Source organism: Arenimonas oryziterrae DSM 21050 = YC6267 (assembly GCF_000420545.1).
Taxonomy (GTDB): domain Bacteria; phylum Pseudomonadota; class Gammaproteobacteria; order Xanthomonadales; family Xanthomonadaceae; genus Arenimonas; species Arenimonas oryziterrae.
Window position 1 is genome coordinate 139,162 of record NZ_ATVD01000003.1, and the last position, 15,934, is coordinate 155,095.

At 68.1% G+C, this 15,934-nt stretch carries 9 protein-coding genes; 3 read left to right on the top strand and 6 right to left on the bottom strand.

Annotated features, from left to right (window positions below):
- Nucleotides 1-66 precede the first annotated feature (66 nt).
- Entirely contained in the window at nt 67-1,878 is a 1,812-nt protein-coding gene (locus tag G467_RS0109055; RefSeq protein ID WP_022969418.1) for a monovalent cation:proton antiporter-2 (CPA2) family protein, read from the top strand.
- Nucleotides 1,879-1,914: 36 nt separating this feature from the next.
- Here the strand turns inward: G467_RS0109055 and G467_RS0109060 are convergent, their stop codons facing one another.
- On the bottom strand, nt 1,915-5,220 hold the full coding sequence (locus G467_RS0109060) for an ankyrin repeat domain-containing protein (protein WP_026802525.1): 3,306 nt from the start codon (nt 5,218-5,220) through the stop codon (nt 1,915-1,917).
- Entirely contained in the window at nt 5,213-5,482 is a 270-nt protein-coding gene (locus G467_RS0109065; RefSeq protein ID WP_022969420.1) for a YcgL domain-containing protein, read from the bottom strand. The genes G467_RS0109060 and G467_RS0109065 overlap by 8 nt, the downstream gene beginning before the upstream one ends.
- Nucleotides 5,483-5,641: 159 nt before the next feature.
- On the opposite strand from G467_RS0109065, the gene G467_RS0109070 reads away from it, so the two are divergent.
- Both G467_RS0109070 and G467_RS0109075 read left to right on the top strand, forming a co-directional pair.
- Nucleotides 5,642-8,011, top strand: a complete 2,370-nt coding sequence (locus tag G467_RS0109070) for an alpha/beta hydrolase family protein (protein ID WP_022969421.1) — start codon at nt 5,642-5,644, stop codon at nt 8,009-8,011.
- A gap of 12 nt (nt 8,012-8,023) precedes the next feature.
- The gene (locus G467_RS0109075) at nt 8,024-8,797 is read left to right on the top strand and encodes an SDR family oxidoreductase (protein WP_022969422.1); all 774 of its coding nucleotides are present in this window, start codon (nt 8,024-8,026) and stop codon (nt 8,795-8,797) included.
- Between the two features lie 48 nt (nt 8,798-8,845).
- Here the strand turns inward: G467_RS0109075 and G467_RS16130 are convergent, their stop codons facing one another.
- The 4 genes from G467_RS16130 to G467_RS17505 form a co-directional block, all read right to left on the bottom strand.
- Nucleotides 8,846-10,618, bottom strand: coding sequence for a DUF885 domain-containing protein (locus G467_RS16130; RefSeq protein WP_022969423.1), 1,773 nt, complete (start codon nt 10,616-10,618; stop codon nt 8,846-8,848).
- Between the two features lie 75 nt (nt 10,619-10,693).
- Nucleotides 10,694-13,273 carry an EAL domain-containing protein gene (locus G467_RS0109085; RefSeq protein ID WP_162140750.1) on the bottom strand — a complete coding sequence of 860 codons (2,580 nt, stop codon included), beginning with the start codon at nt 13,271-13,273 and terminating at the stop codon, nt 10,694-10,696.
- Nucleotides 13,274-13,293: 20 nt separating this feature from the next.
- Nucleotides 13,294-13,737, bottom strand: a complete 444-nt coding sequence (locus tag G467_RS0109090; RefSeq protein ID WP_022969425.1) for a response regulator — start codon at nt 13,735-13,737, stop codon at nt 13,294-13,296.
- The gene (locus G467_RS17505; RefSeq protein ID WP_022969426.1) at nt 13,734-15,821 is read right to left on the bottom strand and encodes a PAS domain-containing protein; all 2,088 of its coding nucleotides are present in this window, start codon (nt 15,819-15,821) and stop codon (nt 13,734-13,736) included. The genes G467_RS0109090 and G467_RS17505 overlap by 4 nt, the downstream gene beginning before the upstream one ends.
- Nucleotides 15,822-15,934 lie beyond the last annotated feature (113 nt).

Here is a 15,934-nt window from a genome sequence, read left to right on the forward strand (position 1 = left end):
GCAAGCCGGCGTTCTCGTTTCCGGCCGCCGTGCCGTGCATAATCCGGGCAAGAATCCGAGGCGCGCATGCACGGTCAAGGCTATCTCGAACTTTTCCTGATCTTCCTGCTCGCGGCGGTCGTCGCGGTGCCGCTGTTCCGCCGGCTCGGCCTGGGCGCGGTGCTGGGCTATCTGGTCGCGGGTACCGCGATCGGTCCCTACGGCCTCAAGCTGGCGAAGGATTCCACCAGCATCCTCGCGGTATCCGAATTGGGCGTGGTGATGATGCTGTTCGTCATCGGCCTGGAACTGTCGCCCTCGCGCCTGTGGGTCATGCGCCGGCACGTGTTCGGCATCGGCGGACTGCAGGTGGCGATCTCCGCGCTCGCCATCGCCGCAGCGACGGCGATGCTGGGCCTGGGCTGGAAAGCCAATTTCGTCATCGGCCTGGGTCTGGCGCTGTCGTCGACGGCGGTCGGTCTGCAGCTGCTGGCCGAGCGCAAGGAACTGACCACGGGCTTCGGCCGCATGGGTTTTGCGATCCTGCTGTTCCAGGACCTGGTCGCGATTCCGCTGCTCGCCCTCATTCCCCTGCTCGGTGAAGCCAAGTCCGCCGCGCACTCGGGCTTGCCGCTGGACGCCGTGCTCAAGGCGGTAGGCATGATCGCGCTCGTGGTCATCGGCGGTCGCCTGCTGCTGCGGCAATTGTTCCGCGCGGCCGCATGGACGCAGATGGGCGAGGTGTTCACCGCGACCGCGCTGCTGGTCGTGGTCGGCACGGCCTGGCTGATGCAGCTCGCCGGACTTTCCATGGGCCTGGGCGCCTTCCTCGCCGGCGTGCTGCTCGCCGATTCGGAATTCCGCCACGAGCTCGAAGCGCAGATCGATCCGTTCAAGGGCCTGCTGCTCGGCCTGTTCTTCATGGCCGTGGGCATGAGTATCGACGTCAGTCGCGTGATGGCCGAGCCCGGCCTGATCGCCGCCGGCGTCGGCGCGCTGATGCTCGTGAAGCTGATCGTGCTCGTCGCGGTCGGCTGGCGACCGGGCGGCCTGCCGCTGCGCCAGGCGCTGATGCTCGGCGCGGTGCTCGCGCTCGGCGGCGAATTCGCCTTCGTCGTGTTCGGCGAGGCGTTCAAGGCCGGCCTCATCGACGGCGCGCTGCGCGATCGCCTCGTCGCGATCGTCGGTCTGTCGATGGCGGCGACGCCGCTGATCGTCATCGCGATGTCGCGCCTGTTGCTCAAGCACCCGGAGCCGAAGGAAGAGCGCCCCGCCGACGTCATCGACCACGAGACGCCGCGCGTGATCATCGCCGGCTTCGGCCGCATGGGCCAGATCGTCGGACGCATCCTGCGCGCACAGAAGATCCCGTTCACCGCGCTCGAACACAATACCGAGCAGGTCGATCTGTCGCGCCGCTTCGGCACGATGATTTATTTCGGCGACCCGTCCAAACCCGAGCTGCTGCGCGCCGCGCATGCCGAGCGCGCGGAAGTATTCGTGCTCACCACCGACGATCCGGAAACCACGGTGCGCACCGCGCGCCTGCTGCGCCGCCTGTATCCGAACCTGAAAGTGTTCGCGCGCGCGCGCAATCGCCAGCACGCCTTCAAACTCATGGATCTGGGCGTGGAAGTGATCCGCGAGACCTTCCATTCGAGCCTGGAGATGAGCCAGCAGGTGCTCGAGGCCCTGGGCATTCCGCCGGACGTCGCGCAGGAGCGCCGCGAGCGATTCCGCGAACACGACGAACGCATCATGCGCGAGCAATACCTGATCTACGACGACGAAGCGGCGCTGATCGCCAACTCGCAGCAGGCGCTCAAGGATCTCGAAGGCCTGTTCGAGGCCGATGCCAGTCGCAATGATGAAAAACGCGAGCCCGGCCAGATCGCCTGATCCGGGACGCGGACTCGACGGAACGTCGCGGCCGGCTTAGCGCGGATCGCGCAGGAACCGCGCCAGCGACGGCGCGCCGCGCGCAGGTTCGAATTCCGAGGCGATGTCGACGTAACCGCGCAGCAGCGCCAGATCGTGCGGCGTGCGGCCGAGACCGTCGCGCAGGTTGCGCTCGGCGCCTTCGCGCAGCAGACGCTGCACCACGCGCGACAGGCCATGCATCGCCGCCATGTGCAGCGGCGACAGGCCGCGCTGGTCCTGGTGATCGAGCGAGACATCCTCGCCGAGCAGGCGTTCGAGCACGGCCAGGAGTACATCCTCGTCGCAGGCCGCGCCGGCTTCGGCACGCGCACCGAGCAACAACAGCAAGGGCGTCTGGCCGGCAAGGTTGGCGGTGTCCGGCGGCAGATCGGCCATCAGCAGCAGATCGAACAGGGCCAGCACGCGCTGGCGTTCGCGCGCGGTGAATGCGTGCAAGGCCGCGCAATGCAGCGCGCTCAGGCCCTGATCGTCGAGCGCGTCGACATCGGCGCCACGCACGAGCAAACGGCCGGCGATTTCTGGCAGACCCAGCGCGGCGGACAGCATCAGCGGCGTCACGCCGCCGGGCAGGGCCTGATTGGTATCGGCGCCAGCGAGCAACAGACGATCGACGACCGGCAGATGACGCATGCTGATCGCCGCCGACAAGGGTGTCGCGCCGGTGCGCGCGCTGATGCCGGGATCGGCCTCGCGATCGAGCAGCACCTGCACCATCGCCTCGTGACCGCCGCCGGCCGCGCGCAGCAGCGCGGTACAACCTTGGTGATCGACGGCATCGACCGGCAGGCCGAGATCGAGCAGGCGCGCGACCGCATCGGCGTCGCCGCCGATCGCCGCGGCCGGCAAGTCCGCGGGCTGCAGCGCGCGACCGGGCAAGGTCCAGCCGCGCCATTCCAGCCAGTGACCGAGATCGCTGCGGCCGGCCGCGAGCGCGATACCGAGCGCGGTCTGGCCGCCGGGTGTGCGCGCCTGTGGCAAGGCGCCGAAACGGATCAGCAGGCGCAGCGCATTTTCGCGACCGAGCGCGGCGGCGACATGCACCGCGGTCTGGCCGCGCGCATCGCGCGCATTGGGATCGACACCGGCCAGCAGCAGCATTTCCGCCAGCCGCGACCAGCCCAGGCGCACCGCCGCGATCAGCGGCGGATCGCAGGGCGCACGCACGCCGAACGCATCGGCGCCACGCTCGAACAGCGCGATCGCGAGTTGTTCGTTGCCGCGTGACACGTATTCGCCGGCCAGGCAGGCCTGCAGGAAACGCGACAGGCCGCCGACACCGCCGACCGCCTGGCCGCGTTCAAGCAGACGCCACAGCGCGGGCTGCGCCATGCCGCCGCGGTCGAGCAGATGGAACAGCACGCCGTCTTCGCCGCGCAGCAGCAGATCGGCCGGCGCGCCATGGCGCAGCAGCCAGTCGAAACACAGCAGATTGTCGGCGTCGGAAAATTCCAGCAGCAGCATCGCCAGCGCTTCCGGCGACACGCCCACGCCCAGACGCAGCATCGCTTCGGCCGATTCCAGGCGCTGCGACTGCAGGGCTTCGCGCAGCAATTCCTGCGGCGTTTTCTCGAAATGTCCCTCGGCCATGCCTTCGGCGACATTGCTCGGCAAGGCGTACGCGGGATCGAGCACCGAGACCTGCGGCCAGCGCCCGCTCTCGATCGCGTAGTCCATCGCCCGGCGGCCTTCGGCATCGGCCTGATTGGGATCGACGCCGAGCACCATCAGCTGCCGCAGCAGATCCGGCGACGCGCCACCGATGCAGGCAAGCACCAGGGCATTGCGCTGCTGCGCATCGGTCGCGGCGACGTTCGGACGCGTCAGCGCCAGGCGCGCGACCACGTCGGTGTGACCGTTGCGCGCGGCCTCGAGCAAGGGCGTGAGGCCGTTGGCGTCGTGGGCGTTGCGATCGGCACCGGCATCGACGAGCACGCCGACGATTTCCGCATTGCCGCTCGCCGCGGCCTGCATCAGTGCGGTGCGTTGTTCGTGGCCGCGGGCATCGGCGCGCGCCTTGTGCCGCAACAGCAATTGCACGCCGGCCGGATCGTCTTCGCCGGCAACCGCCGCGAGCAGGGCCGGTTGCCCGCCCGCCGGCTCGGGCTTGGCGCCGTGTTCGATGAGATAGCGTGCGAGGCGCCAGTTGCCGGAATTGCAGGCCACGCCGAGTGCGCTGAAGCCTTCGCCATTGAGCGCATCGACCTGCGCACCGGCATCGAGCAGCAGGGCCGCGACGGCCGGATCGGTGCTGCGCGCGGCATGGTGCAGCGGCGTATTGCCCTCGCTGTCGGCCGCGCGCGGATCGGCGCCGTTCGCAAGCAGGGTCATCACCGCTTCCGGACGGCCGTGCCAGCTGTCGCGCGTGGCCGCGAGCAACGGCGTCAGGCCACCATGACGCAGATTGAGATCGACGCCGCGCTTGATCAGTTCGCGCAGCAGTTTCAGATCGCCGAGCAGGCCCGCGAGCATCGGCAGCGTGCGCTGGTCGCGATCGCCTTCGAGCGGCAGCGTGTGCGCATTCGCGCCGTCGGCGAGCGCAGCGAGCGCGATGTCCACGCGACCGGAGCGCAAAGCCGCATACAGACGTGCATCGGCCGGCAGATCGGCGCCCTCGGTGGTCGCCGGCGTCGCTGGCGCAGCCGCCGCGACGACGCTCGCTCGACTCACGGTCTCGCTCGCGACCGGCGCGGTGCGCGCCAGGTCGCCATGGCGGTGCACGAAGGCATGGGCGGCCAGCGCCAGCAGCGGATAGGCGATCAGCACCGGCAACCGCGCCGGCGCCGGCAACACGCCCGGCCAGGCCAGGCACAGACCCAAGGCGATGACCGCGAACACGACCGCCGCGATCGCCAGACCGCGCAGGGCGCCGGCGTCGCCGACCGAGGACAGCAGACCGGCGAACGACTGCCCGTGGCGCGAGGCCTGCGCAAAGGCCGGCCACAGCCGCCACAGACCGACCAGGACGAACCCCGCGGACAGGCTCAGGCCCAGCGCGGGCATGAGTGCGCCGCTTTCGCGCAGGCTCTCCAGCGGCCAGGACACGGCGAGCGCGAGCAGGCCTTCGGCGAGCAGCCAGAGCAGGCTGATGCTGGCGAGGTCGGCGAGTAGTGGAAACCGCGGGCGGGCGAGGTCGCGGCTGCCGCGCAGCGCGCTCCAGCCGAGCACGAGCACGGGTTGCGCCAGGGCCAGCAGCAGGGCGATCGCGACCGGCTGCGTCGGCAATGCCAGTGTCGACCAGGCCAGGCCCAGCCCGAGGGCCAGCAAGGCCCAGGGCCGCAGGGCAGGCCGGGCGTCAGCCATCGCCGACACCGCCTTCGACGAGCGGATCGAGCACGCTCAGCGGAGCCTGCAGGTGGAAGCCGCGGTCACTCAGGTTCGCGCGCACGACCTCGGCATCGGCACGCGCGAGCTTGCGGCCCGGCACCAGCTCGACCTCGAGCACGAACACCAGCGGTCCCAGCGGCAGGCGCACGGGATCGGGCACAAGGCCGAAGGCGTCCTTCTCGCGCAGGTACAGGTAGGTATCGGGCTTACGCTGGGATTTGTATACGAAGGCGTGCATGGCGCGGGGGCGCTGGATTTACCGGATTGTCGCCGCAAACGCCGAATGGGGAAAGCGCCGCTCACAGGGCAGCCATGACTTTCCGGGGGCGGCCGCGCGGCGCGTGTTTGCTAGGCTTGAGGACTTTCCTGAACCCGATCCCCGATCCCGGAGCCGCCCATGCGTTTTCGCCTGCTCGCCCTCGCCCTGCTGGCCACCACGCCGGCCCTGGCGCAGACGCCCCTCACGCTCGACCAGGCGATGGCGCATCCGGACTGGATCGGCACCCCGGTCGAGTCGGCCTGGTGGGCCTGGGACAGCCAGCAGGTGAACTACACGCGCAAACACACCGGCTCGCCGCTGCGCGACACCTACACGCAGCGCAGCGATGGCAGCGGCGCGCGCGTGCTCGGCGACAGCGAGCGCGGCGGTCTCGATGCCGACAGCCCGGTGTTCAATCACGACCGCACGCGCATGGTGTTCGTGCGCAACGGCGACATCTTCGAACGCGATCTGCGCAGCGGCGCGCTCGTGCAGATCACCCGCAGCAGCGACAGCGAAGCCGAGCCGCAATACTCCGCCGACGGCCGCGGCGTGCAGTTCCGCGTCGGCAGCGACTGGTTCGTCTGGACGGCCGCCGATCGCCTGCTCGCGCCGATCGCCCTGCCACGCGCGGACAAGGATCCTGCCGCCGCACCGGGCAAGGATGCCCAGCGCGAATTGCAGCTGCGCCTGATCGCCACCCTGCAGCGCCAGAAAGACGATCGCGAAGCCCTGCGCGCGCAATCGGACGCGCTGCGCAAGGCCGATCCGACCCGTGCCGCCGCGCCGGTGTACCTGGGCGCGGACGTGCAGATCGATGCGAGCAGCCTGTCGCCGAATGGCCGCTGGCTGCTCGTGGTGGTCTCGCCCAAGGGCGCCGACACCGGCCGCACCGGCAAGATGCCGAAATACATCACCGAGTCGGGCTACGAAGAAGTCGAAGACGTGCATACGCGTGTCGGCCGCAACCTGCCGACCGCGCAGTCGCTCAAGCTCGTCGATCTGACCAGCGGCAGCGTGCGCGACCTGCCCTACGACGGCCTGCCCGGCATCGCCACCGATCCGCTCGCCACGCTGCGCGCCGCGCAGAAGCTCGAGCCGCTGAAGGGCAATCGCGGCGTGCGCATCGTCAACGAAGGCGACAACACCGCCGGCGCAACGATGCACTGGTCCGGCGACGGCAACCAGATCGCGGTCATGCTGCGCGCGATCGACAACAAGGATCGCTGGATCGCCACGATCGACCTTGCCAACGCGCGTCTGCGCGGCGCGCACCGCCTCACCGATCCGGGCTGGATCAACTGGAACTTCAACGATTTCGGCTGGCTGCCCGACCACCGCACGCTGTGGTACCTGTCGGAAGAAAGCGGCTATTCGCACCTTTACACGCTGGTGCCGGGTGGCAAGCCGACCGCGCTGACCACGGGCACCTGGGAAACCTCCGCCGTGCAGTGGTCGGCCGACGGCGCCACCGCGTACTTCCTGTGCAACCCGCAGTCGCCGGGCGACTACGAAGTCTGCGCCACCTCGCGCAACGGCGGCGCGCTGCGCGAAGTCACCGCGCTCGATGGCGTCGAGGACTACGTGCTCGCGCCCGACGGCAGCAAGCTGCTCGTGCGCTATTCCGGCAGTTATCTGCCGATCCAGCTGGCCGTCGTCGCCAGCAGCGGCGGTGCCGCGACGCGTCTGACCGACACGCGCACGGCCGAGTTCAAGGCGCGCACCTGGATCGAACCGCAACTGGTGCAGGTGCCGTCCACGCACGGCGCCGGCGTGGTCTGGGCCAAGCTCTACCGCCCGGCCCAGCTCGAGGCCGGCAAGAAATATCCGGTGGTGATGTTCGTGCACGGCGCGGGCTATCTGCAGAACGTCAGCCGACGCTATCCCAACTATTTCCGCGAGCAGATGTTCAACAACCTGCTCGTCCAGCAGGGCTACATCGTGCTGGACATGGACTACCGCGGCTCGGAAGGTTACGGCCGCGCGTGGCGCACGGCGATCTACCGGCAGATGGGCCATCCCGAACTCGATGACTACATCGACGGCGTGAACTGGCTCGTCGCGCAGCATCAGGGCGACGCCGGCAATGTCGGCATCTACGGCGGCAGCTACGGCGGCTTCATGGCCTTCATGGGTCTGTTCCGCGCGCCGGACGTGTTCAAGTCCGGTGCGGCCCTGCGTCCGGTGACCGACTGGACGACCTACAACCACGAATACACCTCCAACATCCTCAACACGCCCGACGTCGATCCGGAGGCCTACAAGGTGTCCTCGCCGATCGAATTCGTCGACGGCCTGCGCGGCAACCTGCTCATCGCGCACGGCATGATCGACGACAACGTGTTCTTCCAGGATTCGGTGCGCCTGTCGCAGCGCCTGATCGAACTGAAGAAGGATCACTGGGAGCTGGCGCCCTATCCGATGGAACGCCACGGTTTCGTGCAGCCCGAAAGCTGGTACGACGAATACCGGCGCATCTATCAGCTGTTCGAACGCACCTTGAAATAAACCGGAGCGCCCATGGATCTCGCCTTGCAGGACAAGACCGTCGTCGTGACCGGCGCCAGCCGCGGCATCGGCCGCGCGATCGCGCAGGTGCTGTCGGCCGAAGGCATGCGCGTGGTCCTGGTGGCGCGCTCGGCAGACGGGCTCGCTGAAACAGCCGCGATGCTCTCAGGCGAACACCTGCAGATCGTGCGCGACCTGCGCGAGCCCGACGCGGCGAACGCGGTCGTCGCGGCGACGCTATCGCGGTTCGGGCGGCTCGACGCGCTGGTCAACAACGCGGGCGCGACGCAGCGCGGCGATTTTCTCGCGCTTTCCGACGCCGCCTGGGACGATGGTTTCGCCTTGAAGTTTTTCGGCGCGATGCGTCTGGCGCGCGCGGCCTGGCCGGCCCTGCAGCAACAACGCGGTGCCATCGTGAACATCGGCGGCATCGGCGGACGCACCGGCAGCGCCGAATTCACCATCGGCGGTTCGGTCAATGCCGCCGTGCTCAATCTCACCAAGGCACTGGCCGATCGCGGCCAAAGCGACGGCATCCGGGTGAACGCGGTCAATCCCGGCTCGATCGCCACCGAGCGGCTGCAGGTGCGCGTGCGCTACTACGCCAACGAACACGGCATGGACGAAGCGAGCGCGAGCGCGCAACTCGCGCAGGGTTTCGGCGTGCCCCGCTTCGGCGCGCCGGAAGACATCGCGCAGACTGTCGCTTTCCTGCTTTCGCCGCGGGCGGCCTATCTGCAGGGCGCCATCGTCGACGTCGACGGCGGCCAGACGCGCACGCTGTAAAAAGAAACCCGGCTTTCGCCGGGTTTCGGGGTCTCCGAACCCTCCGGATTATTTCGCGGCCCGCGCCTTCTGCGCCGGCACGAACTCCTCGCGCACGGCTTTCGCCAGCAGGTCCGGCGGCAACAGGCCCTGATCGAGCAGGAAGTTGTTGAAGGCCAGGCGGTCGAACTTGTCGCCGAGCGCGACTTCCGTTTCCGCACGCAGCTGCAGGATGCGCGCATAGCCGTAGAAGTAGCTGCCGGCCTGACCGGGCGAACGGAACGTGTAGCGGTCCAGTTCCTGGCGCGCCATCGGCGCCGACAGCATCACCTCGCCGGTGAGCACCTTGCCCGCGTCCTCGCGGCTGATCAGGCCGAGATTCAACATCGGGTCGAGCATCGCGCGCGCGGCGCGCAGCAGGCGGAACTGCAGGGCGATCATCTGACCGTCAAGCGGCTCGCTCGGCAGCATCTCGGCTTCGGCATACAGCGCCCAGCCTTCGACATTCACGCTGTTGAACGCGTACAGGCTGCGCGCCTGCGAGACGCCGCGTTCGACCATCGCGGTGAACTGCAACTCGTGGCCCGGACGGCCTTCATGCGCGCTGAGCGTCCACGCTGCCGAGGGATGATTGAAATCGTCGTAGGCCTCGCCCGGACCGGCCGCGGTCGGATTGCCGACCGGCAGCACGAACTGGCCCTGCTCGCCGGTATTGCCCACCAGCGGCGGCGGCTGCATGTGCGGGGCGGGCTGCGCGGCCGATTCGGCCTCCGAAGCCAGGCGCATGATCATCGGGCGCGCCGGCAAGTCAACGACATGATCGCGACGGATCGCCGCTTCGAGCTGGGTATTGATGCCCGCGTAGTGCGGCTCGAGCTTGTCGTTGGCGATCGTGTTCTTTTTCAGCAGCGCGATCACCTGGCGATAGTCGGTCGCGGCAAACCCTTTCTGCTTGGCCACCAGCGGTGCCAGTGCCTGCATCGCGGCGCGCGTTTCCATGTATTCGAGCTGTGCACGCTGCACGAGCACCATCGGGTCGATGTCGATGCCGACGCGCTTGAGGCGATACGCATACATCTCCGGCGGCAGGCGGAAGTCCGTGCGCGCGAGCGGCAGCACCTGCGCTTTTTCCCAGGCGGCGTAGTCGGTGAGCTGCTGCTCGAGCGCCGCCAGGGCCGGTTCGGCGCCGGCGATCTTGAAGGTCGCATACAGCTCGCGGATGCCCTTGATATAGGTCGGCACGTTGCCGATCGACTGCTCGACGCGCGCCTTGAACGGACCGGTCAGGCCGGGTTTGCCGCGGCTTTCCTCGAAGCGCGCCTTGGCCAGATCGACCATCGGCGTGCTGCCCGGGAACAGGCCGGTGTAACGCTGCAGCAGTTCCAGCGATTTCGCTTGCCGCTCTTTCGGCAGCTGCTCCTCGAGCAGGACCTGCACGCCGCCGAACACCATCTGCGGCACGTCGTACCAATCCAGGTTGTACTTGTCGCTCAGCCGGATGCCGGCGATATCGTCATCGATCGAGGCGATCAGGATCTGCAGATCCTGGCGCACATTGACGTCTTTCTCGGCGGCCAGGCGCTGCTGCAGTTGCTTGCGCACCTCTTCCATCGACGCGATGTAGCGCGCGCTCAGATTCGGCCCCAGATCGGTGGCGAGCCCGTCGTACTGCGACAGGCCCGTGGCGGATGCATCCTCGGGACCGAAGCGCGCCTGTGCTTCGAGCACCAGCCGGGTATTGCCATTGCTGGCGGTCACCCAGGGTTTTTCGGCGGCCTGCGCCGCGCCGGCCGCGAGGCCGAGCAGCAGAAAACCGGGGACGAGCTGGCGTCGCAGGGACATGGCGGACTCCGCAGTAGGAACGAATCGCGACGCTACCCCGCGCGCCTGGTCGTGACAACCTGCCGGAAGTCCTGCTCAGTGCAACCAGGTTTCCTCGAACTGCGCCTGCGGTACCGGCCGGCCGAAGAAGTAGCCCTGCATCTCGTCGCAGCGCAGCAGACGCAGCAGCTTGGCCTGCTCTTCCTCTTCCACGCCCTCGGCCACGACCTTCAGTCCCAGCGAATGCGCCAGGCCGATGATATTGGTGACCAGGGACAGGGTGTCGGGACTGAGCGCGAGCAGGGCGACGAAACTCTGGTCGATCTTCAGCGCGTCCGCGGGCAGGCGCGAGAGGTAGTTGAGCGACGAGTAGCCGGTGCCGAAATCGTCGATCGCCACGCGGCAGCCCAGGTCGCGCAACGCCTGCAGCACCATGATGCTGTGCGCGATGTCGTCCATGAGCATGCTTTCGGTGATCTCGATGTCCAGGTCGTGGTCGCCACCGAACGGCGCGAGCAGCTGCTCGCACTCGGTGATGAAATTGAGCTGGCGCAGTTCGCGGGGCGAAACGTTGACGGCCAGGCGCAGGCCGAAACTGCCCAGTTCGCGCCAGCGCTGGCAGACCTTCAGCGCGTGCCGGCGGACCCAGGCGCCGGCTTCGACGATCAACCCGGTTTCCTCGAGCACGGGAATGAACTCGGCGGGCGAGACCATGCCGCGCTGCGGATGTCGCCAGCGCAGCAGCGCCTCGGCGCCGGTGAGGCGATGGGTCGCGGCATGGAATTTCGGCTGCAGATACAGTTCGAAGCCGTCGTTTTCCAGGGCATGGCGCAGGTCGCGCTCGAGTTCGACGCGCCGCGTGGCGCGACTGCGCACCTCCTCGGTGAAACCGAGCACCGCGCGATCGCGCGTCTGCGCTTCGGCCAGCACCGCGACCAGGGTGCGTTCGATGCCGTCGGCGGTGTCCTCGTGCAAGGGCGCGAGCAGCACGCTGCCGTGCAGGCGCGCGCGCACCTGTTCGCCTTCGACGAGGAAGGGCTGTTCCCCGCAGGCCACGAGGATCGTATCGACCTTGCCCATCGCCGCTTCCAGATCGCCGGCATGGTCGAACGCGAAGATGAAGGCGTCGTCGCTCGGATGCGCGAGCAAGGCGCCATGTGGCATCAGTGACTTGAGCCGCGCGGCGATTTCGCGCAGCAACTGGTCGCCGAACGGACGGCCACGCGACTGGTTGAAATAGCGAAAGCGGTCGACGTCGGCCATCGCGATCGCCTGCGGCGCGCGCTCGATGCGCGGCACGATCAGGTCGCGATAGGCCACGCGGCTGGGCAGGCCGGTGGTGGGGTTGTGGTAGGCCAGGTATTCCAGATGCTCGCTCTTGGCGATGAACTTGCGGGCGTAGTCGATTTCCGCGGTCAGCCGCTCCAGCAGCGAGATTTCCTCGGCATCGAATTCCTGCGGCTTGTCGGAGAACAGGCCGAGCACGCCCCAAGGCGGCGTGCCGATCGGCAGGGCGATCTGCGAGGCGACCCCGACCTGCGCCATCTCCTGGCGGATCGGCTCGGCGATCGACAGCGCACCGTAGTCGGCGATGGCGATGTTGCGGGCTTCGTTGAAGGCGCGCTGCGCGGGTCGCGCGTCCTGCGCCGGGCCGCCTAGAGGAAGATCGCCGAGTGCTTCGATCATGCGCACCACGCGTTCGTCGCCGCAGTGGCTGCTCAAAGCCAGACAGCCGCCGGGCGTGCGCTCGCCGATGCAGGCCGCCATGAAGTGGCCCTGCTCGACGGTGAGCTGGCAGGTCATGTCGAGCAATTCCTGGGTGTCGTTCGCGCGCAACACGGCATTGCCCAGGGCGCTGAGCACAGCATGGATGCGCGCCAGCTGGCGGATCTTCTGCTCCTGCTGCACGCGCAGGGTGACGTCGCGGTCGATGCCGCGGTACACGCTGACCTCGCCCTCGTCGTCGAACAGCGGCTGCGCCGTGCTCTCGAGCAAACGCACGCTGCCGTCGCGGTGCCGCCAGCGCAGGATCCAGTCCTTCCAGCCGCGTTTGTCCGCGACCAGGCCGGGCAGGGCCGCTTCGACGCGGGCGCGATCCTCGGCGAGCATGAAATCCAGCGCCGAATGTTCGTACAGGGCCTCGACCGGGTAGCCCAGGATGTCGGCGACGCTACGGTTGGAATAGGTCAGCCGCTTGCCCAAGTCCATTTCCCAGATCCAGTCGCTGGTGTTTTCGACGATCGCGCGGAAGCGCTCCTCGCTGATGCTGAGCGCGCGCTGGATGCGCAGACGGTCGCGGCGTTCGGTCGCGGTACGCAGCGCGCGCTCGATCGCCGGACGCAGGCGGCGCAGATTGTCCTTGAGCACGTAATCGGCGGCGCCGCGTTGCAGGGCGTCGATCGCCAGCTCTTCGCCGATCGTGCCCGAGACGAAGATGAAAGGCGTCTCCGGCGTGAGCTCGTGCACCACACGCAAGGCTTCCTGGCCGCTGAAGCCGGGCATGGAGAAATCGCAGAGCACCAGGTCGGGCAGGAAACGCGCGAGGGCTTCGCGCAGTGCCGGTTCGCTGGCCACGCATTCGGTCAGCACCGGCCGGTCCAGATCGCGCAGGGCGCGCAGGTTCAAGGCCAGATCGTCGGCGGAATCCTCCACCAGCAGGATTCTCAGGGCGGGCATCATGCTGTCCATGGCCATGACTACAGACTCGGCGCCTGGTTCGCGAGCACCCAGTACATGCCGACCTGGGCAACGGTTTCGGCGAACTGGTCGAAGTCCACCGGCTTGACGATGTAACTGTTCACGCCCAGCGCGTAGCTTTCGATGAGATCGCCCTCTTCGCGCGACGAGGTCATCATGACCACGGGCAGGTTGCGTGTGTGTGCGTCTTCCTTGAGGTGCCGCAGCACCTGCAGGCCGTCCATGCGCGGCATTTTCAGATCGAGCAGCACGAGCTTGGGATAGCCGTTCTTGCGTCCGGCATACAGCCCGCGACAGAAAAGGTAGTCGAGCGCCTCGACGCCATCCTTTACCCAGGCGATGTCGTTGGCGATGCCACGCCGCTTGAGCGTGCGCTGGGTCATTTCGGCATCGGCCACGGAATCCTCCACGAGCAGGATCTCCACATGCTGGTAATCATTCATGTCGTTGCCTCGCTGACGGGGAGTTCGAAACTGAAGGTGGCGCCGACGCCCGGTTCGGCCTGCGCATCGACGCGGCCGCCATGGCGGTTGACGATGCGTTGCACGATCGCCAGGCCGACGCCGGTGCCCTCGAATTCGTCCTGCGCATGCAGGCGTTGGAACACGCCGAACAATTTCTCGGCATAGCGCATGTCGAAGCCCACGCCGTTGTCGCTGACGGTATAGCGCACGCGCTCGCCGGCGCGCTCGCCCGCGATCTCGATGCGGGCGTCGGCCGCACGCGGCGCGCTGTACTTGACGGCGTTCGACACCAGGTTGATCCAGACCTGCTTGATCAGGGTCGGATCGCCGTCGGCCATCGGCAGATCGGCGATCGCGACGTTGGCTTCGCCGGTGACGATGTCGCGCATCGCCGAATCAAGCAGCTCACGCATGTCGATACGCTGTTGGTGCAAGGGCTTGCGACCAAGCCGGGCCAGGTTGAGCAGGTCGTCGATCAGGGCGCCCATGCGCCGCGAACTGTCGCTGATCGATTGCAGGTAGCGCCGGCTGTCGACGTCGAGCACGGGCGCGGCGTCCTCGATCAGGATGCGGGCGTAGCCGTCGATATGCCGCAAGGGCGCGCGCAGGTCGTGCGACACCGAATAGGAAAACGCCTCCAGTTCCTTGTTCGCCGCTTCCAGTGCTTCCGAACGCGACGACAGGTCGCGATTGAGCGCGGCGACGCGCTGCTCGACATCCTTGCGCTCGGTGATGTCGCGTGCCGTCGCATAGATCACGCCGTCGGACGGCGAGGCGCTGGCGTTCCACAGCAGCCAGATCCAGCGGCCGTCGGCGGTGCGGTAGCGGTTCTCGAACAGGATCGTTTCCCGGCCTTCGGCCAGCGCGAGGGTTTCCCGGATCGTCGCGTCGAGGTCGTCGGGGTGCACGAAATCCAGGAACGGGCGGCCCAGCATCGCCTCGAGCGAATAGCCCAACGTGTTCTGCCAGGCCGGGTTGAGCCGCAGCAGGCGGCCATCGAGCGAGGAGACGCAGATCAGATCGCGCGAGAGGCGGAAGAAGTTCTGCAGATCGCTCTCGGCGTTCTTGCGCTCGGTGATGTCGCAGACGGTGCCGAGCATGTGCGCGGCGCCGTCGCCGTGGCGGTCGAACACCCGGCCACAGGCCCAGATCCAGTGCTGGCTGCCATCGGCCCAGTGGATGCGGCATTCGAAGTTCCAGTCGCCGCCGGTCGCGACGGCCTGCTGGAACGAGGCTTCGACCGCCGCTCGATCGTCGGGATGCACATGCTCGAGGAACAATTCCTTGCTCCAACTCGCGAGCGGCGTGTCGTAACCGAAAATCTGGTCGTGCCGCGGCGAACGCCGTGCCGCGCCGGTGTCCAGGTCCAGGTCCCAGTCGCCGATGCCCGCGACGTCGTAGGCGAACTGCAGCTGCGCGCTGGACTGCGCGAGCCGGGCACTGACGCGTTCGGTCGCATTGAGCTGCCGCCACAACACCGCCAGTCCGCACAACAGCAGCAGCAGGCCGGCCGCGGGACCGTAGAACAGCGCCCAGCGCAGGCGTTGCGCGCCGTCGCTGGCTGCGCGCGAGCGTTGTGCGAGCAGTTGCTCTTCTTCGCCGCGCAGGGTGGCGAGCACCTCGCGCAAGGGACCGAGACTGCCCTGGCCACGGGCGGCGAAGTTCTGTCGCGCCGCCGCCAGGCCGTCGCGCGCGACCAAGGCCGAGGTCGCGCGCATGCGGTCATGCCGTTCGGCCAGCAGGCGCCGGGCCAGGAGCACGCGCTGCTGTTGCCGCGGGTTGTCGCGGGTTAGGGCCTGCAGCGCCGCGATCTGTTCGCCGGCGCGCGCATGCAGGGCCTCGCGTGATTGTTCAAAGGCGCGGTCGCCTTCGATCAGGAAGGCGCGGTGGTCGGCCTCCATCTGCAGCACGTCGGTATCGAACTCCAACCCGTGCTGCAGGACGACCAGGGTATGTTCGACCATCGCCTGTTCGGCGGCCGCGGCCCGGCTCTGGCGCAGGGACTGCCAGCCGGCGGCGAGCAGGAGCGCGAAGGCCAGCGCGAAGGCGAACAGCAGGGCCACGCGCGAGCCGCGTAGCCGCGAAAAAGATCCAAGCGCTGCCGGTCCGCCGTGTGGCACGTCGATTCACCTTTCAGCTCCGGCACGCAACCGTGCCGGACGATGAGCGGTCCACG